Source organism: Hyphomonas sp., assembly GCF_040882205.1.
GTDB lineage: Bacteria > Pseudomonadota > Alphaproteobacteria > Caulobacterales > Hyphomonadaceae > Hyphomonas.
Window position 1 is genome coordinate 1 of the sequence record NZ_JBBEBT010000183.1, and the last position, 25166, is coordinate 25166.

Annotated in this window: 23 protein-coding genes and 3 pseudogenes; 7 read left to right on the top strand and 19 right to left on the bottom strand. The window is 65.3% G+C overall.

The window, feature by feature from the left end:
* The 6 genes and pseudogenes from cysK to WEA77_RS07405 form a co-directional block, all read right to left on the bottom strand.
* Positions 1-981 (bottom strand): cysteine synthase A (gene cysK / locus WEA77_RS07380; protein ID WP_368067222.1); only part of this gene is annotated, 981 nt, incomplete at its 3' end.
* Between the two features lie 286 nt (positions 982-1267).
* Positions 1268-2194, bottom strand: a pseudogene (gene bioB, locus WEA77_RS07385) (biotin synthase BioB); the annotation flags it as partial.
* A 27-nt stretch (positions 2195-2221) separates the two neighbouring features.
* The gene (leuC, locus tag WEA77_RS07390; protein WP_368067223.1) at positions 2222-3619 is read right to left on the bottom strand and encodes a 3-isopropylmalate dehydratase large subunit; all 1398 of its coding nucleotides are present in this window, start codon (positions 3617-3619) and stop codon (positions 2222-2224) included.
* Positions 3620-3836: 217 nt separating this feature from the next.
* Positions 3837-4400, bottom strand: a complete 564-nt coding sequence (rplS, locus tag WEA77_RS07395; RefSeq protein ID WP_368067224.1) for a 50S ribosomal protein L19 — start codon at positions 4398-4400, stop codon at positions 3837-3839.
* A complete protein-coding gene (gene trmD, locus WEA77_RS07400) occupies positions 4387-5112 on the bottom strand; it encodes a tRNA (guanosine(37)-N1)-methyltransferase TrmD (RefSeq protein ID WP_368067245.1) in 726 nt (241 codons plus the stop codon). The genes rplS and trmD overlap by 14 nt, the downstream gene beginning before the upstream one ends.
* A 348-nt stretch (positions 5113-5460) precedes the next feature.
* Positions 5461-6129: pseudogene (locus tag WEA77_RS07405) on the bottom strand (cation:proton antiporter); the annotation flags it as partial.
* 64 nt (positions 6130-6193) lie between these two features.
* Between WEA77_RS07405 and WEA77_RS07410 the strand changes: the two are divergent.
* Entirely contained in the window at positions 6194-6943 is a 750-nt protein-coding gene (locus WEA77_RS07410; RefSeq protein WP_368067225.1) for a glycosyltransferase family 2 protein, read from the top strand.
* A gap of 12 nt (positions 6944-6955) precedes the next feature.
* Here WEA77_RS07410 and WEA77_RS07415 read toward each other — a convergent pair whose 3' ends face one another.
* The 10 genes from WEA77_RS07415 to WEA77_RS07460 all read right to left on the bottom strand — a co-directional run bounded on the left by WEA77_RS07415 (position 6956) and on the right by WEA77_RS07460 (position 16876).
* A complete protein-coding gene (locus WEA77_RS07415) occupies positions 6956-8368 on the bottom strand; it encodes a beta/gamma crystallin-related protein (protein WP_368067226.1) in 1413 nt (470 codons plus the stop codon).
* A 78-nt stretch (positions 8369-8446) separates the two neighbouring features.
* Positions 8447-9004, bottom strand: a complete 558-nt coding sequence (gene rimM / locus WEA77_RS07420; protein WP_368067227.1) for a ribosome maturation factor RimM — start codon at positions 9002-9004, stop codon at positions 8447-8449.
* Between the two features lie 9 nt (positions 9005-9013).
* Positions 9014-9874: a beta/gamma crystallin-related protein gene (locus WEA77_RS07425; RefSeq protein WP_368067228.1), complete on the bottom strand. Its 861-nt coding sequence runs from the start codon at positions 9872-9874 to the stop codon at positions 9014-9016.
* Positions 9875-9959: 85 nt separating this feature from the next.
* Positions 9960-10604: a beta/gamma crystallin-related protein gene (locus tag WEA77_RS07430; RefSeq protein WP_368067229.1), complete on the bottom strand. Its 645-nt coding sequence runs from the start codon at positions 10602-10604 to the stop codon at positions 9960-9962.
* A gap of 147 nt (positions 10605-10751) precedes the next feature.
* Positions 10752-11153 (bottom strand): 30S ribosomal protein S16, encoded by a 402-nt coding sequence (gene rpsP, locus WEA77_RS07435; protein ID WP_368067230.1) that lies wholly within the window; start codon positions 11151-11153, stop codon positions 10752-10754.
* 43 nt (positions 11154-11196) lie between these two features.
* Positions 11197-11508 carry a chorismate mutase gene (locus WEA77_RS07440; protein WP_368067231.1) on the bottom strand — a complete coding sequence of 104 codons (312 nt, stop codon included), beginning with the start codon at positions 11506-11508 and terminating at the stop codon, positions 11197-11199.
* Entirely contained in the window at positions 11505-12995 is a 1491-nt protein-coding gene (gene ffh / locus WEA77_RS07445) for a signal recognition particle protein (protein WP_368067232.1), read from the bottom strand. The genes WEA77_RS07440 and ffh overlap by 4 nt, the downstream gene beginning before the upstream one ends.
* A gap of 167 nt (positions 12996-13162) precedes the next feature.
* The gene (locus WEA77_RS07450; protein WP_368067234.1) at positions 13163-13717 is read right to left on the bottom strand and encodes a GNAT family N-acetyltransferase; all 555 of its coding nucleotides are present in this window, start codon (positions 13715-13717) and stop codon (positions 13163-13165) included.
* 330 nt (positions 13718-14047) lie between these two features.
* A complete protein-coding gene (locus WEA77_RS07455; RefSeq protein WP_368067235.1) occupies positions 14048-16228 on the bottom strand; it encodes a prolyl oligopeptidase family protein in 2181 nt (726 codons plus the stop codon).
* A gap of 66 nt (positions 16229-16294) precedes the next feature.
* Positions 16295-16876 (bottom strand): hypothetical protein, encoded by a 582-nt coding sequence (locus WEA77_RS07460; protein WP_368067236.1) that lies wholly within the window; start codon positions 16874-16876, stop codon positions 16295-16297.
* Positions 16877-16997: 121 nt separating this feature from the next.
* Between WEA77_RS07460 and WEA77_RS07465 the strand changes: the two genes are divergently transcribed.
* The 3 genes from WEA77_RS07465 to WEA77_RS07475 all read left to right on the top strand — a co-directional run bounded on the left by WEA77_RS07465 (position 16998) and on the right by WEA77_RS07475 (position 19391).
* On the top strand, positions 16998-18140 hold the full coding sequence (locus tag WEA77_RS07465) for an AGE family epimerase/isomerase (RefSeq protein ID WP_368067237.1): 1143 nt from the start codon (positions 16998-17000) through the stop codon (positions 18138-18140).
* 61 nt (positions 18141-18201) lie between these two features.
* Entirely contained in the window at positions 18202-18915 is a 714-nt protein-coding gene (gene gpmA, locus WEA77_RS07470; RefSeq protein WP_368067238.1) for a 2,3-diphosphoglycerate-dependent phosphoglycerate mutase, read from the top strand.
* Positions 18912-19391 carry a bifunctional diaminohydroxyphosphoribosylaminopyrimidine deaminase/5-amino-6-(5-phosphoribosylamino)uracil reductase RibD gene (locus tag WEA77_RS07475; RefSeq protein WP_368067239.1) on the top strand — a complete coding sequence of 160 codons (480 nt, stop codon included), beginning with the start codon at positions 18912-18914 and terminating at the stop codon, positions 19389-19391. The genes gpmA and WEA77_RS07475 overlap by 4 nt, the downstream gene beginning before the upstream one ends.
* Here the strand turns inward: WEA77_RS07475 and WEA77_RS07480 are convergent.
* Positions 19337-20473, bottom strand: coding sequence for a glycosyltransferase (locus tag WEA77_RS07480; protein WP_368067240.1), 1137 nt, complete (start codon positions 20471-20473; stop codon positions 19337-19339). The two genes, WEA77_RS07475 and WEA77_RS07480, sit on opposite strands and share 55 nt — an antisense overlap.
* A gap of 125 nt (positions 20474-20598) precedes the next feature.
* Positions 20599-21648: a glycosyltransferase gene (locus tag WEA77_RS07485; protein ID WP_368067241.1), complete on the bottom strand. Its 1050-nt coding sequence runs from the start codon at positions 21646-21648 to the stop codon at positions 20599-20601.
* Between the two features lie 142 nt (positions 21649-21790).
* Between WEA77_RS07485 and WEA77_RS07490 the strand changes: the two genes are divergently transcribed.
* Positions 21791-22783 (top strand): glutathione S-transferase family protein, encoded by a 993-nt coding sequence (locus WEA77_RS07490; RefSeq protein WP_368067242.1) that lies wholly within the window; start codon positions 21791-21793, stop codon positions 22781-22783.
* Positions 22784-22843: 60 nt separating this feature from the next.
* Here the strand turns inward: WEA77_RS07490 and WEA77_RS07495 are convergent, their stop codons facing one another.
* Positions 22844-23326, bottom strand: coding sequence for an Hsp20 family protein (locus tag WEA77_RS07495; RefSeq protein ID WP_368067243.1), 483 nt, complete (start codon positions 23324-23326; stop codon positions 22844-22846).
* Between the two features lie 203 nt (positions 23327-23529).
* Here WEA77_RS07495 and WEA77_RS07500 point away from each other — a divergent pair, with 203 nt between their 5' ends.
* Together WEA77_RS07500 and WEA77_RS07505 are read left to right on the top strand one after the other, a co-directional pair.
* A complete protein-coding gene (locus WEA77_RS07500; protein ID WP_368067244.1) occupies positions 23530-24417 on the top strand; it encodes a class I SAM-dependent methyltransferase in 888 nt (295 codons plus the stop codon).
* Between the two features lie 438 nt (positions 24418-24855).
* Positions 24856-25166 (top strand): annotated as a pseudogene (locus WEA77_RS07505) (hypothetical protein); the annotation flags it as partial.

A 25166-nucleotide genomic window follows, 5' to 3' on the forward strand; every position in this document is an offset into this window, starting at 1 on the left:
CAGTCCCTCGAACAGGGCGGTCGAGACATAGCGTTCGGCGAAGCTGGCGAGGATGACGACGATGGTCTTGCCCGCCATGTCCGGACGCTTGCCGAGCTGGACGGCGGCAAAGGCGGCGGCGCCGGACGAGATGCCGCCCGGGATGCCTTCGATCTTCGCGAGGCTTCGGGCGGTTGCGATGGCGTCGGCGTTCGAGACTTTCAGCACTTCATCGATGAGGCTGGTATCGGCATTGCCTGGAATGAAGCCCGCGCCGATGCCCTGAATCATGTGCGGCCCCGGCGCGCCGCCGGAGAGGACGGGCGAGGCTTCTGGCTCGACCGCGTACATTTTCAGTCCGGGCTTGCGGGACTTCAGTACTCGGCCGACGCCGGTGAAGGTGCCGCCAGTACCGATGCCGGCGATGATCGCATCGACCTTGCCGTCCGTGTCCGCCCAGATTTCCTCGGCGGTTGTCTTCTCATGGATGGCGGGGTTGGACGGGCTGTCGAACTGGCCGGGGCTGACAGAACCAGGGATGGATTCCAGCAACTCCTTCGCCTTGGCGATGGCGCCGCCCATCCCTTTCTCTTTCGGCGTCAGTTCCAGCTCCGCGCCGAGGAAGGCGAGCATCTTACGCCGCTCGATCGACATCGATTCCGGCATAGTGAGGATGAGCCGGTAGCCGCGCTGGGCGGCGACGAAGGCTAGGCCGATGCCGGTATTGCCCGAGGTCGGTTCGATCAGCGTGCCGCCGGGCTTCAGCTTGCCCTCGGCTTCGAGGCCGAGGACCATAGCGAGGCCAATCCGGTCTTTCACGCTTGCGAGCGGATTGAAGAATTCGAGCTTGAAGAGGAGCTCGGCGCCGACGCCTTCGGCCTTGGCGAACTTCTCCGCGCGCACCAGCGGCGTCGATCCGATGGTTTCGAGGATCGAGCCATAGACACGGCCCCGCGGGCCATCGAGCGTGACGCCGCTCTCGAGTTTCACGGTTCCGGACATGGGGGTCTCCCTTCAGAGATGAACTTGAAGAAGGAATATCGGCCCCTGCGCCGGGATACGCAACCGATGGGCGTGTTTAGAAGGGCTGATGGGCCTGGCACCGTGATAGGCGGCCAACATATCTGCCGCCCATGCCGGCAGATGGCGGCATCCAGACCTTCAACAAGCTGCCAAGCGACCAGACGGGACACCGTCTTTTGACGGGCTGAGCGGAAACGGGACAGCGCGGACGATTACCGGCAGGTTGCACGCCTCAGCATTTCGAACATCCGCCGCCTACAGCCTCAAGCAGCTTCGCGTCCTTGCCGGCGCCGGGCAGCGGCGTGGTCAGCAGGCGGTCGCCGACGAAAATGGAATTGGCGCCGGCGAGCAGGCAAAGGGCCTGCCCTTCCTGGCTCATCGATTCGCGGCCCGCCGAAAGGCGGACCCAGCTTTGCGGGAAGACGATGCGGCAGGTGGCGATGGCGCGGACGAGTTCGAGCGTATCCAGTTCTTCGCTGTTTCCGAGCGGCGTGCCTTTGATGGGGACGAGCTTGTTGACCGGAACGCTCTCCGGATGCGGCGCGAGCTTGGAGAGTTCATGGATCAGGCCGACGCGGTCGGCGCGGGATTCGCCCATACCGAGGATGCCGCCGCAGCAGAGCTTGATACCGGCCTGGCGGCAACGGCCGAGCGTTTCGAGCCGGTCATCGTATGTGCGTGTGCTGACGACATCGCCGTAGTACTCGCGCGAGGTATCGAGGTTGTGGTTGTAATAGTCGAGACCGGCCTCTTTGAGGGCTTCGGCCTGCCCCTCTTCGAGCATGCCGAGCGTGACGCAGGTCTCGAGGCCCTCAGCCTTCACAGCGGAGATCATCTCGGCGACCTTCGGAAGGTCCCGGTCTTTCAGCGAACGCCAGGCGGCGCCCATGCAGAAGCGGTCGGCCCCATTGGCTTTCGCACGGCGGGCAGTTTCTACGACTTCCTCAAGTGGCAGGAGTTTTTCGGCCTTCAGGCCGGTATCGAACTTGGCGGCCTGGCTGCAATAGCCGCAATCTTCCGGGCAGCCGCCGGTCTTGATCGACAGGAGCTGGGATTTCTGGACCGCGCCGTCCGGCCAGTTGGCGGCCTTCACGGCGAGGGCGCGGCTCATCAGCTGGTCGAGCGGCAGTTCGTAGACAGCGGCGATCTCGTCGCGGGTCCAGTCCTGACGGGGAGCAAGATCAAAAGCCATGGGCACGTTCCTTTATCTGTAGGCGGATTAACCGATGACGCCGCTGAGGGCAGCGCGTGCGGCGAGGGCCGGGCTCATCAGGTGGGTGCGGCCCCCCCGGCCCTGACGGCCTTCGAAGTTGCGATTGGAGGTCGAGGCGCAGCGCTCGCCGGGAGCAAGAATGTCGGGGTTCATGCCGAGGCACATGGAGCAGCCCGGCTCGCGCCATTCGAAACCGGCGTCGAGGAAGATCGCATCTAGCCCTTCTTCTTCGGCCTGTGCTCGCACGAGGCCAGAGCCGGGCACGACCATGGCGCGCACGCCGGACGCAACCTTGCCGGTCTTCGCGACCTCTGCGGCGGCGCGCAGGTCTTCGATGCGGGAATTGGTGCACGAGCCAATAAAGACGCGCTGCACCGGTGTGCCGGCGATGGGCTTGCCGCCTTCGAGGCCCATATAGGCGAGGGCGCGCTCACAGGCACGGGCCTTGACGGGATCGAAAAAATCCTCCGGGCACGGAATATTGGCCGAGAGCGCAATCCCCTGCTCCGGGCTGGTGCCCCAGGTGACGGTGGGCTCGACGTCTTCGCCCTTGATGTTCAGCACATGGTCGAACACGGCGTCATCGTCCGAGCGCAGCGTTCGCCAGTAGCGTTCGGCCATTTCCCAGGCGCCGCCTTTCGGGGCGGCGGGGCGGCCGCGCACATAGTCGAAAGTCTTCTCGTCCGGCGCCACAAGGCCTGCCCGGGCGCCGCCTTCGATGGAGAGGTTGCACAGCGTCATCCGGCCTTCCACCGACAGGGCACGGACGGCCTGGCCCCGGTATTCGATGACATAGCCGGTGCCGCCGGCGGTGCCGGTGATGGCGATGATGTGGAGGGCGAGGTCTTTCGCGGTGACGCCTTCGCGCAGCTGGCCGGAAACCTCGACCGCCATGTTCAGCATCTTGCGCGCGCGCAGGGTTTGCGTGGCGAGCACATGCTCGACCTCCGAGGTGCCGATACCATGCGCGAGGGCGCCGAAGGCGCCGTGGGTGGAGGTGTGGCTGTCGCCGCAGACGATGGTCATGCCCGGCTGGGTGCGGCCCTGCTCCGGGCCGACGACGTGGACAATGCCGTTATTGATGTCGCCCATCGGGAAGAACTGGATGGCGTGTTCGGCGACATTGCGCGTCAGCGTTTCCAGCTGGTTGCGGGCTTCGGCGTACTTCACGCCTGCGAGGCCAAGGGCCTGGTCCTCGGTCGGCGTGTTGTGATCAGCGACGGCGAGGGTGAGTTCCGGGCGGCGCACGCGGCGACCCGCGGCCTTCAGGCCGTCGAAGGCCTGCGGGGTCGTCACCTCGTGGATGAGGTGCAGGTCAATATAAAGCAGGCTCTCGCCGGAGGCGGCGTCAGTGTGGACGACATGCGCGTCCCAGATCTTGTCGTAGAGGGTCTTGCCGGGCATTTCAGTCTCGCTCTTGCGCGGCGCACAATAGCGCCAGATGGGGCGGAGGAAACCCCGCAGACCTGCAGCCGACTGTGCGCGGCGCAAAAATCTTTCGCGCGGGCGCAGGGAACGCGGACTCAAAGGCAGATATTGCCTGCGAACACCGACAATGCAAAAGCGCCCCCGCCGTGAGGCAGGGGCGCTTTGAAGGCGTCTGTCCCGGAGGCCGGAAAGCCTATTCTTCGGCGGGCTTCTCAACGGCGGCGGCAGCTGCAGCGGCTTCCGCTTCGGCGGCAGCAACAGCCTCGGCAGCAGCGGCGGCTTCAGCAGCTTCGGCGCGGGCTTTCGCAGCGGTGTCTTTACGGGCGACCTTTTCGGCGTCCTTCTGGCGGCGGCGCTCGGTTTTCGAGACAGCGACTTCCTGCGTCTCGATGCCGTGGCCCGTGGTGCGCTCGGCGATACGGGCGCCTTTGCCGCGCAGGTCGCGCAGATAGTAGAGTTTCGCACGGCGCACGCGGCCCTTGCGGACGACTTCGATGGAGTCGATTAGCGGGGAGACCACCGGGAACACGCGCTCGACGCCTTCACCGAAGGAGATCTTGCGGACTGTGAAGCTCTCGTTGAGGCCCTGGCCGGCGCGGGAGATGCAAACGCCCTCATAGCGCTGGACGCGCTCGCGGTCGCCTTCCTTGATCTTCACGTTCACCGCCAGCGTGTCGCCGGGCGAGAAAGCGGGAATTTTCTTGTCGCCGAGAACGCGGGCCATTTCGGCCGTCTCAAGCTCTTTAATCAGGTTCATCGCCAGTCTCCGGCGCAACAGATGTGGGGGGTCGGGAGTAAGCGGCGTATAAATCGGGGCGGCGGTCAAAAGTCAACGCCTTTGAGCGGTCCAGACGCCACTCTTCTATACGCTTATGGTCGCCGGAGAGGAGAATGTCCGGAATCCCCCGCCCTTCCCAGTCCCGGGGCTGGGTATACTGGGGGTGTTCGAGCAGGCCGGTCTCGAAGGATTCCCCCGTCAGGGAGGCCGCATTGCCTGCCACACCGGGCAAAAGCCGCACCGCCGCCTCGACCATCGCCATCGCCGCCACATCCCCGCCGGCAAGGACAAAGTCGCCCAGCGAGACCTCCTTCATCCCCCGGGCTTCAATCACCCGCTCGTCCAGCCCCTCGAACCGGCCGCAGAACAGGACCACGCCCGGCCCCGCCGCCCAGTCCCGGGCCATCTGTTGGTTAAACCGGGGGCCGCGCGGGGAGAGGTAAACGAAGGGGCGGCCGTTTGCCGGAACACTGTCGAGGGCGGCAGCCCCCACATCGGCGCGCAGCACCAGACCCGCCCCGCCCCCGGCCGGCGTGTCATCCACCTTTCGGTGCTTGCCGAGGCCGAAACTGCGCAGGTCGACCGTTTCGAGCGCCCAGAGCCCCTCGGCGCGCGACCGGCCAAGGATCGAGACGCCGAGCGGGCCGGGATACGCCTCGGGCACGAGGGTGATGCAGGTCGCGGTGAACATAGCCGGGGTGTAGCGCGCGGGCGCTCGGGCGCCAACCGAGCTCTCGTCCGGCGCGGTGTCCGGGGCATTCACTTTTTTCGGCTTTTCGCTACCGCCACTGCCAATCATCAGCTCGCGGCCGGCATGCATCCCGCCGGTCATCTGCAGGGCGAAGCGCTCCTCATCACGCCGCCGGAGTTCCTCGATGGCGTCCCCGATGGCGCCTTCAGGCTCGCCCGGCCGGTCCAGCGCCGCGCGGGCAAACTTGATGGCAGGCCCGAAGGTCTCGCACGCCGGATAGTCCACACCGGCTTTCGCCAGCTCCATCCCGTGTTCGCGGTCATACGCGCGGGCAGCTGCGAGGATGCGGAAGACCGGGTTCAGCAGGTAGCGCCCTGCGATCACCAGCGCGAGGATGGCGACGCCGATGAGCCGCTCGGTCAGCGTCGCTTCTCCGGCCCCTGGCGCGAGGAAGGCAACCAGCGCCAGCAGCGGCGCAATCGCGAGGTCTTCGAAGAGGAGAATGGAGATCATCTTCTGACCCTTCTCCTTGGCAATATCCCCGCGCTCCTGCAGCATCTGCATGATGATGGCGGTGGATGTGAGCACCAAACCGGTGCCTGCGATCAGTGAGGTCTGCGGGGAATAGCCGAGCGCCGCCCCGACCCAGGAGAGCAGCAGGATGCAGGCAGCCACCTGCGCGAAGCCAAGCCCGAAAATCTGCCGGCGCATCCCCCCGAGCCGCGAGGGCTGCATCTCAAGACCGATTATAAACAGGAAAATGGCCACGCCGAGCTCGGCGACGTGCAGGATTTCCGCAGGTTCGGTGAACACGCGCAAGCCGAACGGGCCGATGACGAGACCTGCAGCCAGATAGCCGAGCACCGAGCCGAAGCCGATGCGTTTGAAGATGGGGATAGCAATCACCGCTGAACCAGGCAGGATCACCAGCGCGCCCGGATCCGGCCGGTGTGCGACTGCAGCGGCCATGGTCTCTCCCCAGGTTCGCAAGCCGCCGGCCTTACAGCCGATCCGCATCCCCGCAACCCGCCAGCGCGTATGGCAGATTGGATTCGGCCCCGCGCTGGACTAGGCAAGGGAAATGGACCGTGCCCCTGCCCTTTCCGTGCTGATCCCCTTCTATAATGAAGCGGGCAATGTCCACCCGGTCATCGACGAGGTGCATCAGGTGCTTGCAGGTCTCGATTTCGAGGTGATCTGCGTCAATGACGCGTCCGGCGACACCACCGGCGCAGAGCTTGCCGAGGCCAGGGCGGCGCATCCAGGCACAGTGACGGTGCTGACGCATGTGGCCCGGCGCGGGAAATCGGCCGCCCTGTTCACCGGCCTCAAGTCCGTGCGCGGGGACTGGGTGCAGCTGCTCGACGGTGACGGGCAGAACGACCCCAACGATACCGCGCGCCTCTGGGCGGAGATCATCAAGCCGGGCCCGCCGCCGCGTCTCGGTATCGTCGCGGGCAAGCGCAACAGCCGCAATGATTCCGGCTTCAAGTGGGCGCAGTCGCGCGTCGCCAATGGCGTGCGCCGGTTCGTGCTGCGGGATGATGCGACCGATACAGGCTGCGGCTGGAAACTGATCCGCACGGCGGCCTTCCGCGACCTGCCCTATTTTGCATCCATGCACCGCTTCCTGCCGGCGCTGATCAAGCGTGCGGGTTGGGACGTGCGTGAGGAGCTCGTAAACGACCGCCAGCGGCTGGCGGGCCAATCAAAGTATGGATTCCTAGGCCGCCTTGGCGCGGGGATATTCGACCTCATCGGCATGTTCTGGCTGGTGCGCCGGGGCGGCTACGGCATCGCTGCCGAGTGGAATGATCCACGCGGCGGCTAGTCGGCAGTCGTATCAGTCTTCATCGCGGCGCAAGCCGTCACTGGCGTCAAAGCGGCCCTCACGGCTACTTTCACCGCGTCCGTCATCGCCGCCGGAACCCCTGCGCGATTCACGCGGCGGCGGGGGCGGCGGAGGCGGAGGCGGCGGCACGGCCGCAGGCGTGCTGCGTCCCGAATCGCCACCCGCGGCGCGGTCACCGCCAGAGCCTGCGCCGAATATTCCGCCACCGGACATTCCGTCGAAGCGGCCACCGCCGGCATCTCCGCGGCGCCCGTCTCCGCCGCCGCGCGGACGGTCACCGCCACGCCCGTCCGTACCCGGACCACCGAGCAGGCCGGTGTCTCCGCTGCGCCCACTGCGGCCTTCACGGCCCGGTCGCGGATCACGCGGCACTTCTGCCGGCGGCGTCACAATCGAGGCACCTGAGCCGGCGCCCGGTGTCCAGCTTCCGCTTCCACCACCGCCGCCGCGGCCATCTCTTCCATCGCGTCCGCCCCAGCCATCATCGTCTCCGGTGCGGCCATCGCGGCCAGGCCTCGGATCATTCGGGATCGGTGTCGCCGTGCCGGAGCCGCCGGCGCCCGGACCCCAACCGTCGCCCGGAACATCGCGGGCGGGCGGACGATCATCACGCCCATCACCTCGGCCATCTCGTCCATCGCCGTCACGCGGCCGCCAGTCGCGGCCACCGCCGTCCCGGTCACCGCGCCGCCAGTCACCATGTCCGCGCCGTCCGTCACGCCAGCTCCAGTTACCACTGCGCCAGTCCGACCGGCGCAGGTCCCAGCCGGACCAGTAGGGGTTGATCACCGAGGGGCGCGGATGGCGGCGATAGGTGGTTGTGTAGCGGATCGTGCCGCGCGGGCCCCAGGCGAAGCCGTAGGGGTCATAGCCCCAGGTCGGGCTGTAATAACCGTAGCGATAATAGTCAGGCGAATATCCATAGTGCGAAACGCTGAGACCCCAGGAACTGGCATATCCATAGTTCCAGGTGTCATAGCCATAGGTCTCGTTGTGCGCGTAACGGATGTAGCCGTACTTGTCGCGGCTGAAGAGGAGGCCATGATTGGCCTCGGTGTACTCGTAGATCGGGCGCACCGACGTGACCCTTCCGGCAAGGCCGAACCAGCCCAGGTCGCTGACATCCTCGGTGATGAACACGCAGCGGCCGGTGAAATCCTTATGCTCGCATACTTCCCACTGGCCGGCGAACACCGCGATGGAGCGTGTGCGGTCATTGAAGGCGAGGTCGCTCATCGTCGCGAAGGGATCATAGACATCGCGGACATCGCCGTAGAAGTTCTCTTCACTGAAGAGCGCGATTGCGGCGGGCGTGTCGGCGTAGTTCTGCGCGAGCGCAGAAGGGGCGGCAAAAATGGCAGGAACCGTGACGGCGACAACGGTGCGCAAAGACAAGCGGCGCATGTGGGACCCTTTCGTCCATTACACCGGCAAAATGACACGGGCGATATGAACCGCACGCAACATGCGTGCCTGCCGCTGCTATTGGCCGGTGTCGCCTGCCGGTTTTTCGTTGCCGGGGTCGCTCCACAGCGAAAGGTCCGGGATCACGACGCGGCGCGCGGCGATATCCACCACGGGTACATCCGCCAGCGTGAAGGGCACGAAGATGGTTGACGCCGCGCCCCGGACCTCGATCTCGAGCAGATCGCCTGACCCGAAATTCTGCACGGAGTGGACTCGCCCGGCAGGCGAGTCGCCGCCGGAATACACGTCCAGCCCGGCGAGGTCCTCGATGTAGAACTCGTCTTCCTGCGCTGCCGGCAGGCGCGCGCGGGGCACATAGATCAGCTTGCCGCGCAGCGCGTCCCACTCCTCTTTCTGGAGGGACTCCTTCGGGCGCACGATGAAGTGGTCCTTGCCCGGCCGGGCGGATTTCGGCGTCAGCAGAACGCTGCCGGCCTCGTCCAGCAAGGGGCCATAGGTGAACAGCGCTTCCGGATCGGCGGTATAGCTCTTCACGCGCACTTCGCCGCGCACACCATGGGCGCCCTTCAGGACGCCCACAGCTATCAGTCTGTCATCGGTCTTGGCTGCCATGCGCGCTTCTTAGCGACACAAGACGTCCGAGAGAACACTCCCCGGTGCTTTATATACGGCCTCCGAGAAACCCTGGTCCTGGCAGAAGCGGGTGGCGGCGCCGTCGCGGCTGGAGATGCGCGCGCCGCGATGGGTGGGCGACGGGAAGAACATCGTCTGCTCACCGCGCACACCCCCTGCCCCGGGGCCTGCCTCCCCCGGCGGATAGACCGGAGCAACCGGCTTGTACCAGGGACCCTCGCGGCGCACGTCATACTTGCGGAAGGAAGAGATCTTGTTGTTCAGGGAGACTGTGCCGAGGTCGCTGACCGAGGTATCGAGGAACTCGCACTGGCCCCGATAGTCATTGCTGGCGCAGACGAGCCAGTCGCCGCGATTGACCAGCACAGAGCCCGCCGTATCGTTAAAGCGGAACTGGTCGAGGCTTGCCTCACCCTGATCGAAGCCGAGGAACGGCCCCCTGAAGTTCGCGTTGGCAAAAAAGGCGATGTCATAGCGGCGCGGACCCCTGTCATAGGGCGTCAGCTGGACTGAGGAAATTTTACCGGAAAGGCCGATCTCGCCCAGATTGCGCACGGTGCGATCGACATATTCGCAATTGCCCTTGAGGTTTGCGTCCGCGCAGAGCAGCCAGACGCCGCCCTTTACTTCCACGCTGCGGGCCTTGTCGTTGAACCCTGCGGCGGCGAGGCGATACTGATCGCCCGTCAGCTCCACCGACGTGGCGCGCAGGTTGGTGTCGGAATAGAGAACTATGGCGGCCGGGCGCGCCGAACCGAGGTCACCCTTCTGCGCTTCGGCCGCGGGCTGCGCAGCAAGAAAGGCAAATGCGGCGGCCAGAACGGAAGAGGCAAAAAAAACGCGGGGCATCAAGAAGTCTCCAGATTGCGAAGACCTCTCTGGCCTGCTTCACCTGAATGGCCGATGCCCGGCCCGTTGGCCGCCGTTCAGCCGGTCAGTAACTGCGCGGGCTGTCGAGCAGACGCACGGAGGAGATGTTGCCCGAGAGGCCAACCTCACGCAGGTCGGACATGGGGCGGTCGATCATCTGGCAGCGGCCACGATAGTCGCCGTCAACGCAGACTTCCCAGACACCGCCGCGCACATCGATGCTGCGGGCACGGTCATTGAATCCAGCGCGCGAAAGGCTCGGCTCGCTGCGGTCGATCGTCAATGCATCACCGCGCAGCCCCTCGCTGGAATACAGCACCAGAGCGCCATACCCGCCGCCGCCCGGCGGATAACCATAGCCGCCCGTGGGCCGGATCGAGGAGACAGCATCATTCAGCCTGATGCCGCGAAGGCTCGTTACGCTGCCGGTCAGCACCTCGCAGCGGCCGCGGAAGTCTGAATCCTCGCAGACTTCCCAGCTGCCGGAATTGATCACGACCGAAGAGGCAGCATCATTAAACTGCAGCGCCACCAGATCCGGGACCGGGCCATCGATCGGAATGGCGGCGCCCGAATGGTTCTCGCCGTCATACAGGATGACAGGGTCGCGGTCCGGATATCCGGGGCCATAGCCGTCCGAAACGCAGGCAGGCACAAAGAGCGCGGCCGCACAGGCGGCGCCGGCGAGAAGTCTGGAACGATTGATCATGGCAAAAGCCTCCGGTTAAGGCACATGAGCTCTCAACGAACCACATCGCGATTCGTTCCCCTCAATCCGTGCTGCGGCATACGAAAAAGCCGGCGCCCGGAAGCGCCGGCCCTGTTCGATCTGGCCCAAAGGGCCGCCTGTTCAGGCTTACCCGGCCTCAGCAGCTTCTGCCGGAGCCGCAGCAGCAGCGGCCTTCGCGGCGGCCTTGCCAGCGCGCTCTTTCGCGCGTTCCTGGGCCTTTTTGCCAGGCTCGGCCTTGTTCGGATTGTTGCCATTGGTCCAGGTGGCGACCGGCTTGCCGTCGACTTCGACTTTCGAGAGGAAGCGGGCAACGCGGTCAGTCGGCTGGGCGCCTTTCTTGATCCAGTCGGCGGCTTTGGCAGCGTCGACCTTGACGCGGTCGCCTGAACCTTTCGCAAGGCGCGGATCATAGGTGCCGATCTTCTCGATGAAGCGGCCGTCGCGCGGCGCGCGCGCGTCGGCAACGACGATCGAGTAGAAGGGGCGTTTTTTCGAGCCGCCACGGGCAAGCCGGATTTTGAGTGACATGAGTATCTCCTGTTGAATTGTCTCTCGGGGTTCTTGTTCGGTGTTATTCGGCCTCGCGGCCGCGGATCTGCTCATGATGGCGGATGACTTCCGCCACGATGAAAGTGAGGAATTTCTCGGCGAAGGCCGGGTCCAGCCCGGTTTCGTTGGCGAGCCGCGTCAGGCGCGCAATCTGTTCGGCCTCGCGCGACTTGTCTGCGGGCGGCATATTGTGCAGCGCCTTCAGCTTGCCGACCTGCTGGGTCAGCTTGAACCGTTCGGCCAGCGTATGGATCAGGATCGAGTCCATGTTGTCGATGGAGCTGCGCAGCTGGTTCAGCTGGAACAGGGCGAGGGTCTGGTCTGGATTGGTCATTTCTTCTTTGTCCCTCCAAGGCCCGGGAGCGCGGCGCCACCGAGGCCGGGTAGTCCGCCCGCGGAGGATCCGCCGAGACCCGGCAATCGGCCCGGCATGCCGCCACCCATGCCGCCCATCCTGGCGAGGTCGGACGTGTTGAGCCCGGCCGCCTGCGCCGCGCCAAGCATGTTCTTCATGCCGCCCTTGGTGCGCATCTTCTTCATCATGGTCGCCATCTGCAGATGCATCTTCAGGAGCTTGTTGACGTCGGAAACCTCAACGCCCGCGCCGGATGCAATCCGCTTGCGGCGCGAGGCGTTCAGCAGCGCTGGCTTGCGCCGCTCCGCCTTCGTCATTGAAAGGATGATCGCTTCCTGGCGTTTCAGCATACGGTCGTCGATGTTCGCCATCGCTTCCTTGGCTTTACGCACGCCGGGCATCATGCCCATGATGCCGCTCATGCCGCCCATGCGCTGCATCTGGCGCAATTGTTCCGCAAGGTCTTCAAGGTCGAACTCGCCTTTCTTCAGCTTCGCGGCCATCCGCTCGGCTTTTTCCGCGTCCATCTGCTCGGACGCCTTCTCGACGAGGCTGACGATGTCGCCCTGCCCGAGGATACGTCCGGCAACCCGTTTGGCATCGAAGGCATCAAGACCGTCGAGCTTTTCGCCGACGCCGAGGAACTTGATCGGCAGTCCGGTGACGGCGCGCATGGAGAGCGCCGCGCCGCCGCGCCCGTCGCCGTCCATCCGCGTCAGGACGAGGCCGGTCAGCGGCAGACGCTCGTGGAAGCGCCGCGCGGTCTCCACCGCGTCCTGACCGGTCAGCGCATCCGCGACCAGCAGCACTTCGGACGGGTTGGCGATGGCGGCAATCTCGGCCGCCTCGCTCATCATCTGTTCGTCGATGGACGTGCGGCCGGCGGTATCGAGGATAAGGACATCATAGCCGCCGATCTTGGCGGCCTGAACGGCGCGGCGTGCAATGTCAGCGGGCAGTTGTCCCGCGATGATCGGCAGCGAGGCGACGTTCGGCCCGGCCTGCTGCGCGAGGATCGCAAGCTGTTCCATCGCCGCCGGGCGGCGCACGTCGAGCGAGGCGAGCAGAACACGTTTCTTGTTCCGGTCCGCAAGACGCTTGGCGATCTTGCCGGTGGTGGTGGTTTTGCCCGAACCCTGAAGGCCTGCCATCATCATCACGGCCGGGGGCACGTCGACGCGGAGGTGGGCTTCTTCCTCGTCCGCGCCCAGCATGTCGACGAGGGCGTCATAGACGATCTTGATGACCTGCTGGCCGGGACGGACCGAGCGGATGACCTCTTCGCCCACGGCGCGCACGCGCACCTTGTCGATAAAGTCCTTGACCACCGGCAGCCCCACGTCGGCTTCGAGTAGCGCGACACGAATTTCGCGCAGCGCCTCGTTCACGTCCTTGTCGGACAGCGCGCCGCGGCCGGTCAGGCCGTCAAAGATACTTCCAAGGCGTTCGCTCAGGGCGTCGAACATCAAAAACTCTCCTCACCGGACACAAAGCAGAACGACCCCGCCGAGCGAGACTTCGCCAGGCAGGGGGCCCCGCCGCCTCCCGTTCCCATCAGGAACATGTGCTGGTCAGGGCGCGCTTCTTCAATGCGCGAGATGTGGGCGGCGTAAAGCACGCTGTATTCCACAGGTCAAGCAAGCCGCAACGCCCGGACCCGTTCCTGCAGCAGGGCCATCGCTGTCCGGATCTGCAAATCCACCAGTGAATACAGGGCCATATTGGCCCATGTACCCTTGGCGGCGCGCATATGGCTGCTCAGAACACCTTCCCGGCTGGCACCGATGCGCTCGGCTGATTTGATCGCTGCGATATTCTCCTCGTCGATCAGGTATTCGATCCGGCGAATGCGGCAGGTCTTGGCCCGGCTGATCAGGGCGAGCGCGGTGGCCGCCGCAGCGGCGCCGCCGCGCATATCCTCCGGGTGCCATTGATATCCGATCCGCAGGCGCCGGTGGGTGCGGGAGACTTCCAGATAGGCCACTACCCCGGCAAAGGCGCAGCCTGAGAGGCGGGTCACCGCAAACGGGATCGGCCGGCCATCCTTGGCGTCGGCCAGCGTATGGCCGAAATAAGCGCCGAAACTCGTGCCGGCGGGGATCACGGGCATCCAGCCCCACATCGCCTCCACCGCGCCGGAGCCCGCCAGCGCGCCCTGGTGTACCCCCGAGAGGCGGTCCAGGCGCACATCAGCGATGGTCAGTCACGGCGCGCCGGGTCTGATGGCACACACGTGCCACATTCCCTGCACGCGGACAATTCACAGGCGCGCGAACTGCGGAGGGGACCATCTGCCCACTGCCGGCATTGGACACATGGCCCGGCAAACCACGCACAACGCCGACCTGGCCCATAAACTGATCTGGGGGATTTTGGCTGGCTTGGTGGTCGGCGCTGCTTTTAGAGCGGTCGGCGCAATCGCGATCGCCTTGTGCATGGCAGCAGGCACCGTCATTGCAGGCATGTGGCATCATCTGGACAGGCGCCAGCCACCCCGCGGTCCACTTAAATTCCGGCCTTAATCCGGCCGCCCCGTCAACTGCCGGGCCAGATACGTATACTCCAGCGCCGAGCGTTTCGCCCGGGCCGTCTGGTCTGCCGCTGCCGCGTGACCGCCGTCCATGTTCTCGAAATAATAGAATGGCAGGCCAGCCTCCTCGAAGCGCTTGGCCAGCTTGCGGGCATGTCCCGGATGCACCCGGTCGTCCTTCGTTGATGTGACGAAGAAGGGCACAGGATAATCCTTTGACGGATCGAAATTCTGGTAGGGTGAGATCGTCTCGAGGAAAGCACGTTCCTCCGGCAGATCCGGCGAGCCATACTCGTCGACCCAGGACGCGCCCGCCAGCAAGAGATGATAGCGCAGCATGTCGAGCAGCGGCACCTGCACGACGACTGCGCGCCACAGGTCCGGCCGCTGGTTAAGCATCACACCCATCAGCAGGCCGCCATTCGAGCCGCCCATGATGCCGAGGTGTTCTGGCGCGGTGACCTTGCGCGTCACGAGATCTTCGCCCACCGCGATGAAATCATCATAGATGCGCTGCCGGTTCAGCTTAAGGCCCGCCTGGTGCCAGTTCGGCCCGAACTCGCCGCCGCCGCGTATATTGGCCATCACATAGGCCCCGCCCTGCACCAGCCAGTTGCGCCCCATCACGGCGCTGTAGGCCGGCGTCATCGAGACCTGGAACCCGCCATAGCCATAGAGCAATGTGGGCGTTGTCCCATCGAGTTTCATGTCCGCGCGGTGGATGATGAAGTAAGGCACCTTCGTGCCATCCTTCGACGTCGCGAAGAACTGCCCGACCTTGAGGCCGGCCGTATCGAACTTCGCCGGCAGGCTCTTGATCGTCGTCACCGCGCCGGTGGCGATGTCATAGTCCAGCAGCGAGGACGGCGTCAGGAAGTCCTCATAGTTGAGGAATACCGCGGTCTCCTCCTCGTCGGAGAAGGCAATCGACACCTGTCCCGCGCCTGGCAGGTCCACCGGCGTGGTCGTCCATCCATTTGCGGACGGCTCCAGCCGCAACACCTTGCCCACCACATTGTCGCTGATCGCCAGCAAGGCCGCGCCTTTTGCGACAGCCACACCATCCACCGCCTGCGTTTCCGTAGGCCGGAACACGAGGCTCACCGACGGCAGCGTCCGTGTGCTGAGGAATGCCTCAAGCTCGAAGGCCACGAGATCACCCGCCTTGAAGGCGCCCAGACCTTCCGGTGTCCAGTCCTGCTCCAGCGAGAACAGGAACTGGCCCTTGTAGATACCCTTCGGCGAAGATTTCAGCGGGATCGGCCACTGGACCGCCCCCTCTTCCCCGTCCGGCAACCAGAAATATTTCGACGTGAAGAAAGTCTCCGCCTGCACCGCGCCCTGCAGCACGCGGCCATCGTCCAGCTTCATCACCATCGGCCAGACGCCGACGTCGGTCATCTTGCCCCGGATGACTTCCGCCGCGCTCTCCGGCGGCGCGCCGCGCGTCCAGCGTTTCACCACGAACGGATAGCCCGATTCCGTCACCGTGCCCGCACCCCAGTCGGTCGCGATCAGCAGCGTGTCCGCCCCCGCCCAGGCGAGGCCCTGCTTAGCCTCCGCCGTCACGAACCCGCCGTCCACGAAGGATTTCGTGTCGATGTCGAACTCGCGGTTCACCACCGCGTCCTTTCCGCCATCCGACAGCGACAACAGGCAGCTATACTTCGCGCCCGCCTCCGGCCGGAAACAGTCCGCGCCCTTGAACACCCAGTTCTTGCCTTCGTCCGCCGCCAGCTTGTCGAAGTCGAGAATCGTCTCCCAGGCCGGCGCCTGCGTGCGGTAAGAGGCCGCCGTCGTGCGGCGCCACAGCCCGCGAACGTTCACTTCGTCCTGCCAGAAATTGTAGACATAGCCGTCGCGCACCGACCCATACGGAATCCGCTCGCTGGAATTCAGCACCTGCAGCGCCGCCGCCTCGAAGCCCGCATAGCGCGGATCGGCTTCCAGCTCCCCCAGCGTGCGCGCGTTCTGCGCGGTCACCCAGGCTAGCGCATCCGCGCCCTCCACCTCTTCCAGCCACAGATGGGACGCGGCTTCAAAGGGCGTGGTCTTCGCGGCGGTGTCAGCGGTCACTTGGGTCTCCGGTACGGGGGTGCTGGTGCAGGCTGCCAGAACGGCCAGACTGGCCAGTCTGGCCAGACTGGAAAGAACCATGAACGAACGCATGGCGCCGTCTCCTCATCTGTTTGGTCAGGGAGGTATTTAGGGGGACGGTCCGGATAGGCAAACCGGTCAGGGCAGCCGCTCGAGGATGACGGCATCGACCAGCACACCGCGCCGGCCTTCGGGTACCACAGGACGCACGCCGATATAGTCCACGCCCTGCTCCCCCGACATCACCGGCACCGTGTATTCGAAACTGTAATATGCAGATCCCGGCTTCAGCTCGAAAACCCTCCAGCCGGACTGGCCAACGCGGCCAGCCGAATAGTTCACCTGAACCTGCGCGCCGGCCTGCTCTCCGGAAGGCCGCGCCCGGACCGTCACCCGGATCCGCTGCCCGGAATACTGCGTCTCGATATCCGGCGCGAGCCGGAAGTGAGGCCCCAGCTCCGCCGCTGCCTCCAGTTCGTCCGCTGCCGCATCGATCTGCAGCACATAGCCGCGATCCTGCGTGCGCAGCAGTTTCGTGCGCGCCTCGCCCCCGGCGATCACTTTATTGAGATAGGCCCCGTCGATCACGATCCGGTCATAATTGACCCCGTCCCCCGCCACAGGCCCGGACGGCAGCTGCCCGATGCCGGGCTGGATTCCCAGGAAGACCATCAGCAGGACCAACGCGCCGGCGAGGGGGAAGAAAATCCGATCGGGCATGATTGTCCTTCCGCGGGTCTGGACCGGCTGGCCAAGGCCGGACGCTCCTGTTAGCAGGGTCGCGGGCCGATTGGCGAGCCATTTGCGCCGCGCCGCCTGCCTTCGGGAGACCTGGCACAAAATGACGACAAGCGCCCTCAACCGACGCGCCAAGGAAGCCCGCCTCTGGCTCGAAGAAAGCTGTTTTCCGCTCTGGGCCGAACATGGCCTGACGCGAGCGGGATACTTCCCGGAAGCCTTGTCGCTGCAGCATGACGAAATAGCCCGCGATGTTACCCGCGTGCGCGTCCAGGCCCGGCAGACCTATGTGTTCACCGAGGCCTGGCGCCTCGGTTGGAAACGCGACACCGCCGCCCGCCTCGTCCATGCCGGCGTCTCCGTCCTGACCGGCCCCGCGATCGCGCCGACCGGCCTGCCCGGAAAAACCCTGCATGCCGACGGCCGCGGTTTCGCCGATGGCTCCGCCGATCTCTATGACACCGCCTTCGTTCTCTATGCGCTGGCTGAAGCCGCGCGCGGCCCCGGCCCGGCAGCGCCCGCGATGGCTGCCGCCGCAGACATCCTCGCTGCGCTGGACCGCCTCGGCCGCGACCCGGTGAATGGCGGTTATGCCGAACAGCTGCCCGCGCCGCAGACGCGCTTGCAGAACCCGCACATGCACCTCCTCGAAGCCTGCCTCGCGCTGCACCGCGCCGACCCGGACGGCGGCCATCTCGCCCGCGCCTCCGAAATCATCGAGCTCTTCGAAAGCCGCTTCACCGCCGGAGACGGCGGCCTGCTCGGCGAAAGGTTCACGCCCGACTGGTCGTCCCCGGACGGCGAGGACGGAGGCTTTGTCGAGCCCGGCCACCAGTTCGAATGGGTCTGGCTGCTCCACACCTGGGCACGGCTCGCGAACAAGCCGCTGCCCGAAGCGGCGCAGCGCCTGTATGCTTTCGCCTGCTCTACGCTCGATGAGGCCGGCCGCGCCTGCCAGCAGGTCACGCGCAGCGGCGCCCCGCACGATTCCAGCCGCCGCACCTGGCCACAGACCGAAGCATTGAAAGCGCATCTCGCGATGCTGGAACAGCGCGGCGATGCCCGGTATGCGACCGCCGCCTGTCGCAGCTTCGACGTGCTGATCGACGAATACCTCACCGAGGACGGCGGCTGGATCGACCATTTCGCCGCCGATGGCAGCATCCTCGCCAGGGACATGCCCGCCTCCACCGGCTACCATGTCGTGCTTGCCTTCGCTGAGCTGATCCGCGTCATGGACGCTTGAATTCCTTCACGGTTGGGACGTATGACGCGCCCAGCCAACTGCCACGACGCTCAGGATCCGCATGACTAAGCTTGCCCTCATCCGCCATGGCCAATCCGCCTGGAACCTTGAAAACCGCTTCACCGGCTGGTGGGACGCAAATCTCACCGCAAAAGGCGAAGCCGAAGCAAAAGCCTCCGGCAAGCTGCTGGCGGAAACCGGCGCCGATTTCCGCTACGCCTTCACCAGCTTACAGACCCGCGCCATCCGCACACTCTGGCTCGCCCTCACGGAAATGAACCGCGTCTGGATGCCGGTCGAAAAAGACTGGCACCTGAACGAGCGCCATTATGGCGGCCTGACGGGTCTCGACAAAGCCGAGACTGCCGCGAAACACGGCGAGGAGCAGGTTCTTGTCTGGCGCCGCAGCTATGACATCCCTCCTCCACCGCTGGAGCGCGCCTCGGAATTCGACCTCGCCTCAGACCCACGCTATCGCGGCCTCGATATTCCGGACACGGAAAGCCTGAAGACGACGCTGGAACGCGTGCTGCCCTACTGGGAAGGCGCCATCGCGCCGAAGCTGACTGGTGGCGCAGACGTGCTAATCGCAGCCCACGGCAATTCGCTGCGCGCGCTGGTCAAACACCTCTTCAATGTGCCCGACGACATGATCACGGAAATAGAGATTCCGACCGGCAACCCGTTGCTGATCGACCTTGACGCAAAGCTGAAGCCAACCGCCGTGCGCTATCTTGACGCCGCGCGCGCCAAACCCCTGCCCGCCCTGCCGTGAGCCCGAAGCCAACCCAGCGCCGCGACCGGCGGATGATGGGCCGGGCGCTGGCCCTCGCCGGCCTGAACCAGGGACTGACGGGCGCAAACCCCTCCGTCGGCTGCGTCATCCTTGATGCAAGGGGCTATATTGTCGGCGACGGCGTCACCGGGCACGGCGGCCGTCCGCATGCGGAGGAAGTAGCCCTTGAGGAAGCCGGCGCGCGGGCATTGGGCGGCACCGCCTATGTCACGCTCGAGCCTTGCCGCGAACGCTCCAGCGGCGCCCCCTCCTGCGCCGAAAGGCTTGCCGCAGCGGGTCTTGACCGGATCGTGTGCGCCATCCGCGATCCGCACCCGCTCGGCTCCGGCGGGTTGCACCGCTTCAGATCAAATGGCACGGCTATTCTGGTCGGGATCGGCGAGCGCCGCGCGCGCGGGCTCTACCGGTCGTTCTTCGCCAGCGTTCCGGCAGCGCGCGCAACGCCCAGCAAATGATCCTGCAATTTACGTGACTGGCGGGCGAGATTGAAGTCCGACAAGGCGAGCGCGCGGCCCTTCCTGCCCATTTCCCGTGTTGCGTCCTTGTCCGAAATCATCCGGCTGAGCCGGTCTGCGAGCGCGTCCGTATCATTCTCTTCGACGAGGTAACCGGTTTCCCCGTCGCGCACACATTCCGGAATCCCCGCATGGCGTGTCGCCGCCAGCGCGCAGCCAGACAGCATCGCTTCGATACAGACGAGCGGCATGCCTTCGGCGTCACCGGACGGCGCACGCTTCGAGGGCACACAGACGATCATCGCCTCTGCAAAATGGCGCGGCATCTCGTCGGCCGGAATCCAGCCCGGCAGTTCGGCGACAATACCGGCCGCTGCCAGCTCGGCGATCAGGGGCGCTTTCAGCTCGCCGTCGCCAAGCAGGCGCACGCGCCAGCCGTCCAGCGCCGGGCCGAGCCGCGCGAGCGCCGCGATGAGTGTGTCGATCCCCTTCTTGTGCGTCCAGCGTCCTGCGAACAGGATGATCTTCTGTTTCTCGCCGGGTTGGAACTGCTCGGCATCGGCCGTGTTGTGATGCACGATCATCTTGTCTTCCGGGCAGCCTTTGGCGGCGAGCTCCCGCCAGAGGAAGTCCGAACACGGCAGGATCAGCGCCGCCTCGCGCCAGAGCGCCGCGCGGCGGCGGTTGTAAACTCGCAGCAGGCTGTCGCGCGTATTACTGTGCTTTGTCGCGTCTCCGCCATAATAGGTGACGACCAGCGGCAGGCCGAGCTGGCGGGCGATCGGCAGTGCGTAGGTGCCGGATTTTCCAAAACTGGCATGGATCAGCACCGGCTTACGGCGCGCAATCTCATCCTTCAGGCGCGCCGACAGGATCCCGAACTGCTTGAATCCGGCCTCACCCGTCACCCCGTGCAGTGCGCCAAGTGCCAGCACATCCGCGCCGGCGGGACCGGGTCCGCGCACATCATGCCCGGCATAGACCGGCGTCAGCGCATCGAAGCCACGGTAGCCGCGCACGATGAAACTCTCCGACGGCGTGAACAGCGTGTCGCCATAGGCAAGGAAGTTGCGCGAGATCATGCATACCCAAGCAGTGTTTATCTGCATTGGCCGTATGGGAGGCCTGCCGCGAAATCAAGGGAGCAGCGCCATTCGGCAGTTTCCCTGGTGAGACGCCGGGAGATTTCCCTGCTTCCTGGACGTAATCAGCCCCGGAAGGGTCCGGCATAAGCGCGCACCCGTTCATAGAAGGCTTCGGAATCGCGGATGAACGCTGCGCGCGTGAACTGCGCCTCGTAGCTCGCGCGTCCGCCGGCCACCAGCTTGTCCGCCAGCGCCCGGTCATAGACCACCCGGCCTAGCGCCGCTGCGAGGGCATTGACATCATTTTTGGGCACAAGCAGGCCGTTGACCCCATCCTTTACATAGGCGGCCGGGCCGACCGCATCGGCCGCGACCAGCGGACGGCCCGCCGCCCAGGCGTCCAAAATGACGGTGCCGAATGGTTCGTACCGGGACGGGAACGCCACCACATCGCACGCCGCGAGCAGTGCACCCCGGTCATTGCGCCAACCCAGGAAGCGGACCCGGTGATCGACACCGAGGCGCGTTGAGTGGGCTTTCAGTTCCGCCTCGAGCGGTCCCTCCCCCGCGATCCACACATGCAGATCAGGCAATTTCACCGCCGCCTCGAGCAGCGTGTCGAGCCCTTTTTTCTGGTGCAGGCGGGCAAGCGAGAGTGCCACGGGCACTTTCGGCGGCGTCGTCAGCGCGGCGCGGTCGGCCGGCGCGACGCCCCGTAAGTCCGCATAGGTGTTAATGATGGTGGAGCGATCTTCAGGTACGCCCTGTTTCCGGATGTGGCGCAGGAGGTCGATGGTGAGCCCGACATGCCAGTCGCAGTTGCGGAAGCGTGTGAGCTTGTAATACCCGCCATACCAGGCAATCGACCGGGTCCGGTTCGCCTCGGGCGCGAACTGGCCGGCGCGGCCCATCCAGTATTCTATGACATCGGGCTTGAAGTGCTCGATCGCCTTTCCGATCACCTTGCGGGTCGGGAACGGCCAGGCATGGTTGAAGCTGGCAGTATCGACGCTGATCCCGGCGGACCCGAAACGCCCGGTGCCAAAGCCATTCTCAGGGCGCGTGACGACATGCTGTTCGTGCCCTGCCCCCGCCAGAGCAAGGACGGAACCGAGCATGATGTTCTCAGCGCCGCCCTCTGCCGCGCCGGCCATCACGTGCATCACGCGCATTGCCGTCTCCTGATCCCCGCGCAGGTCCCTTAGCGCAATCCTGTCGGATATGGGATTAACGATGAAATGCGCCGCGGGCAAACGGCGCTTGGCAGCCCGGCGTGAACTGCCTAGACAGACCCCAGAAACCGCGAGTGATCCGATGACCGCCTACCGCCTGTTCGGCGCCGAGACATCTCCCTACTCGCTGAAGGTGAGGTCGGCGCTCCTGTACAAGGGGGTGGCGTTCGACTGGGTGGCGCGTTCCGTCGCCAACGAGGCGGAATTCCGCAGGAGCGCCGCGACGCCGACCGTCCCTCTGCTGCTGTCGCCGAACCATCCGCCCGCGCAGGATTCGACGCTGATCATCGCCGCGCTTGAAACGACTTACCCCGATCCGCCCGCCCAGCCGGAAGAGCCGGCCGCGCAGGCGCTGTCGCTGATCCTGGAGGATTACGGCGACGAGTGGCTGAACAAGTGCATGTTCCAGCAACGCTGGGGCCAGCAGCCGGACCGCGACGCCGCCGCGCTCCGCGTGCTCGTTCAGCTGAACGACGGTAAGCGCCCGCGCGCCTTCAAGGCGCCCGCCAAGCAGATCGCCACCCGCATGCTCGCCCGTCTGCCGCTGGTCGGCGCCGAGCCCGAGAATGCACCGACGCTGGAAAGTTCATGCCGCCGTTTTGCACTGCGCCTGAATACTCACCTGCAAGACCACCTCTTCATCTTCGGCGGCCGCCCGTCGGCAGCGGACTTCGCGGTTGCCGCGCAGTTCCAGCAAATGCTGAGCGATCCGACGCCCGGTGCCTGGCTGAAGGAACGTTCACCTTTTCTGGTTGCCTGGTGCGGACATATGGAAAACCCGAAGGCGTCCGGCCCGTTCGAGCCGCTTGCCGCGCTTGAGGCAACGCTGCTGCCGATCTTCGAGGGGGAGGTTTCGCGCACTTACCTGCCCTGGGCCTTCGCGAATGCCGCGAGCGCTTCGCGCGGGAAAAAACGTTTCTCGGTCAATTTCGATGACGGCTTGTTTGAGCAGGCCACGCAAACCTATGCCGGGCGGGCCTTTGGAAACCTGAGGGCCGAGACAGCCGCGCGGATGAGCGATCCCGCCCTGCCCGCATTCCTGGAAGCCGCCGGGGCGACCACTTTCTTCCGCTGAAGCGAAAAACCCCGCAGGGGAGCCTGCGGGGTTTCGTACGTACACGGAGGGTGCGCTGGTTCAGGCGGCGTCGCTCGCCTTCTTCTTACCGATCAGGCGCGGCTGTTCGGCAACCGCCGAGGCGCCGATCTCGATCTTGCGGGCTTTCTTCTCTTCCGGGATCTCGCGGATCAGCTCGATCCGCAGGACGCCGTGCTCGAGACCGGCGCCGGTCACGAGAACGTGATCAGCGAGCTGGAAGCGGCGGATGAAGCTGCGCTGCGCAATGCCGCGGTGCAGGAAATTGCGGCCGCCCGCGTCTTCATTTTCGGCTTTCTTGCCGGCGACGGTCAGCAGGCCTTCCTTGGTTTCGATGTCGAGTTCCGCCTCGGTGAAGCCGGCCACGGCGATGTCGATGGCGAAGGCATTTTCGTCAACGCGCTCAATGTTGTAGGGGGGATAGCCTTGCGTGCCATCGAGGCGGGAAGCCTGGTCGATCATGCCGGCGAGGCGGTCGAATCCGACCATCGTGCGGTAGAGGGGGGTGAGGTCAATGGTGCTCATGGAAGTTCAGTCCTTTCACTAAAAGCAACTGGGGGTGGTAAAGACCACCCGGTTTCGAAACGTGTGGACGTCCAGAAGCCCGGCCCGGATACCCGGCGCTGGAGGGACGTCCCCAGCCGCGGCCCGCTTTGCGGCACCGTGACAAGCCCTATGTGGGTAGCGTATGGAGTGTATCAAGAGCCCCCGGGGATGGAGAAACATTGATGAAAACACTTTTGCTCGTGGCCGTATCGGCCCTCGCCCTTGGCGCCTGCGCGCCGGCAAAAACACCCGCCCCGGCCTCGGTCGAGGCGGCCGCCGCAGCGCAACCGGCGCCGACGATGACGCTGGCCGAAGCGGTCGCCTCAGACGCGCGCACCGACGTGGAAAAAGCCCGCGATGCCTGGCGCCATCCGGCAGAGACGCTGGAATTCTTCAGCGTCGGGTCCGATGACAAGGTGGTCGAAGTCTGGCCCGGCGGTGGCTGGTACACCAACATCCTCGCCCCCTGGCTCGCCTCGGGCGGCGGCACGCTGGTCGCGGCCGGCTTCGACGCTGCCTCGATCGAGGACCCGGAGCGCCGCGCCCGCACTGAAGCCCGCCTCGCCGAGTTCAAGGGCCTCTATGCCGACCCGAAGTTTGGCGCCATCGAGCACACCGCCTTCTCCGCCGCGTCCGGGCCGCTGACCGCCGAGGGCACCGCTGATGTGGTGCTGACCTTCCGCAACCTGCACAACTGGATGGCGGCCGGCTATACTGAGAAATTCTTCGCTGACGCCTATTCGGCCCTCAAGCCGGGCGGCGTGCTGGGCGTGGTGGAGCACCGCCTCCCCTCCACGCAGGCGCAGGACCCGAAAGCGACCAGCGGCTATGTGCACGAGGACTATGTGAAGGCCCTCGCCGCCGCTGCCGGTTTCGAGTTCGTGGAAGCGAGCGAAATCAACGCCAACCCGGCCGACACCGCCGACCACCCCTTCGGCGTCTGGACCCTGGCGCCCAACAGCGCGGCCGCCGACCGCGAAGGCAAGCCGGCCGAGGGCTTCGACCCGGAGAAATACAAGTCCATCGGCGAAAGCGACCGCATGACGCTGAAATTCCGCAAGCCGGAATAGGCTGGCGTTCACTCACTTCCGGGTCTGGCTTCCGGGTCTGGCTTCCGGGTCTAGGGCCCGTCCAGAAACCGTCCACACGTCCGTGTGGACGGTTTTCTCTTCTGGTTTGCAGGGGCCATCGCCGCGGCGCCGGTCAGGCACGGTTTGAGTTCAAAACAAAGATTGGCGCCGGGTCTTCAAGGCGTGCGCTGGGCGCTTGCGATTGGGCACCGTCGAACAACCGGAACCGGCATTGAACTGACAACACCTACGCAGTGGCTGAATGTCAGCGATTGGCAGCCCACTCCTGCCCGTTGCCGCATCAATTTCCTGCGTCCGGTTTTGTGCCGGTTGGCCGTCGTTTTTATCCATCAGCCGCAGTCTTCATTGCATAAGAGCGCCTCGCCGTAACCGGTAATCCCTTCGATTTGAGGGGATGCTCGAATGTTGGTGAACCGAATGACTGAACATGTGAAAGAGGAGAACTGGTTCGCGGTTGCGCTGGATTTCGTAATCGTCGTTATCGGGGCTGGTGCCGCGCTTATGGGGCAGCAAAGTCTCAGCACTGGCCAGCAGCGCGCCGATCTGCGCGTGGCCGAGGCGGCGTTGCAAAGTGACCTGATCGGCAATTACATTTTTGCAAAGGGGCGGCTGGCCGTCGCCGATTGCCGGGTTGGGGCCTGTCAGGCAATCGCGGGGCAATCACGGGGCAATTGCTGGCGCCTGGCGAAGCATGGACCGGCATGCCAGGACCGCCAAGAGGCGAGGAT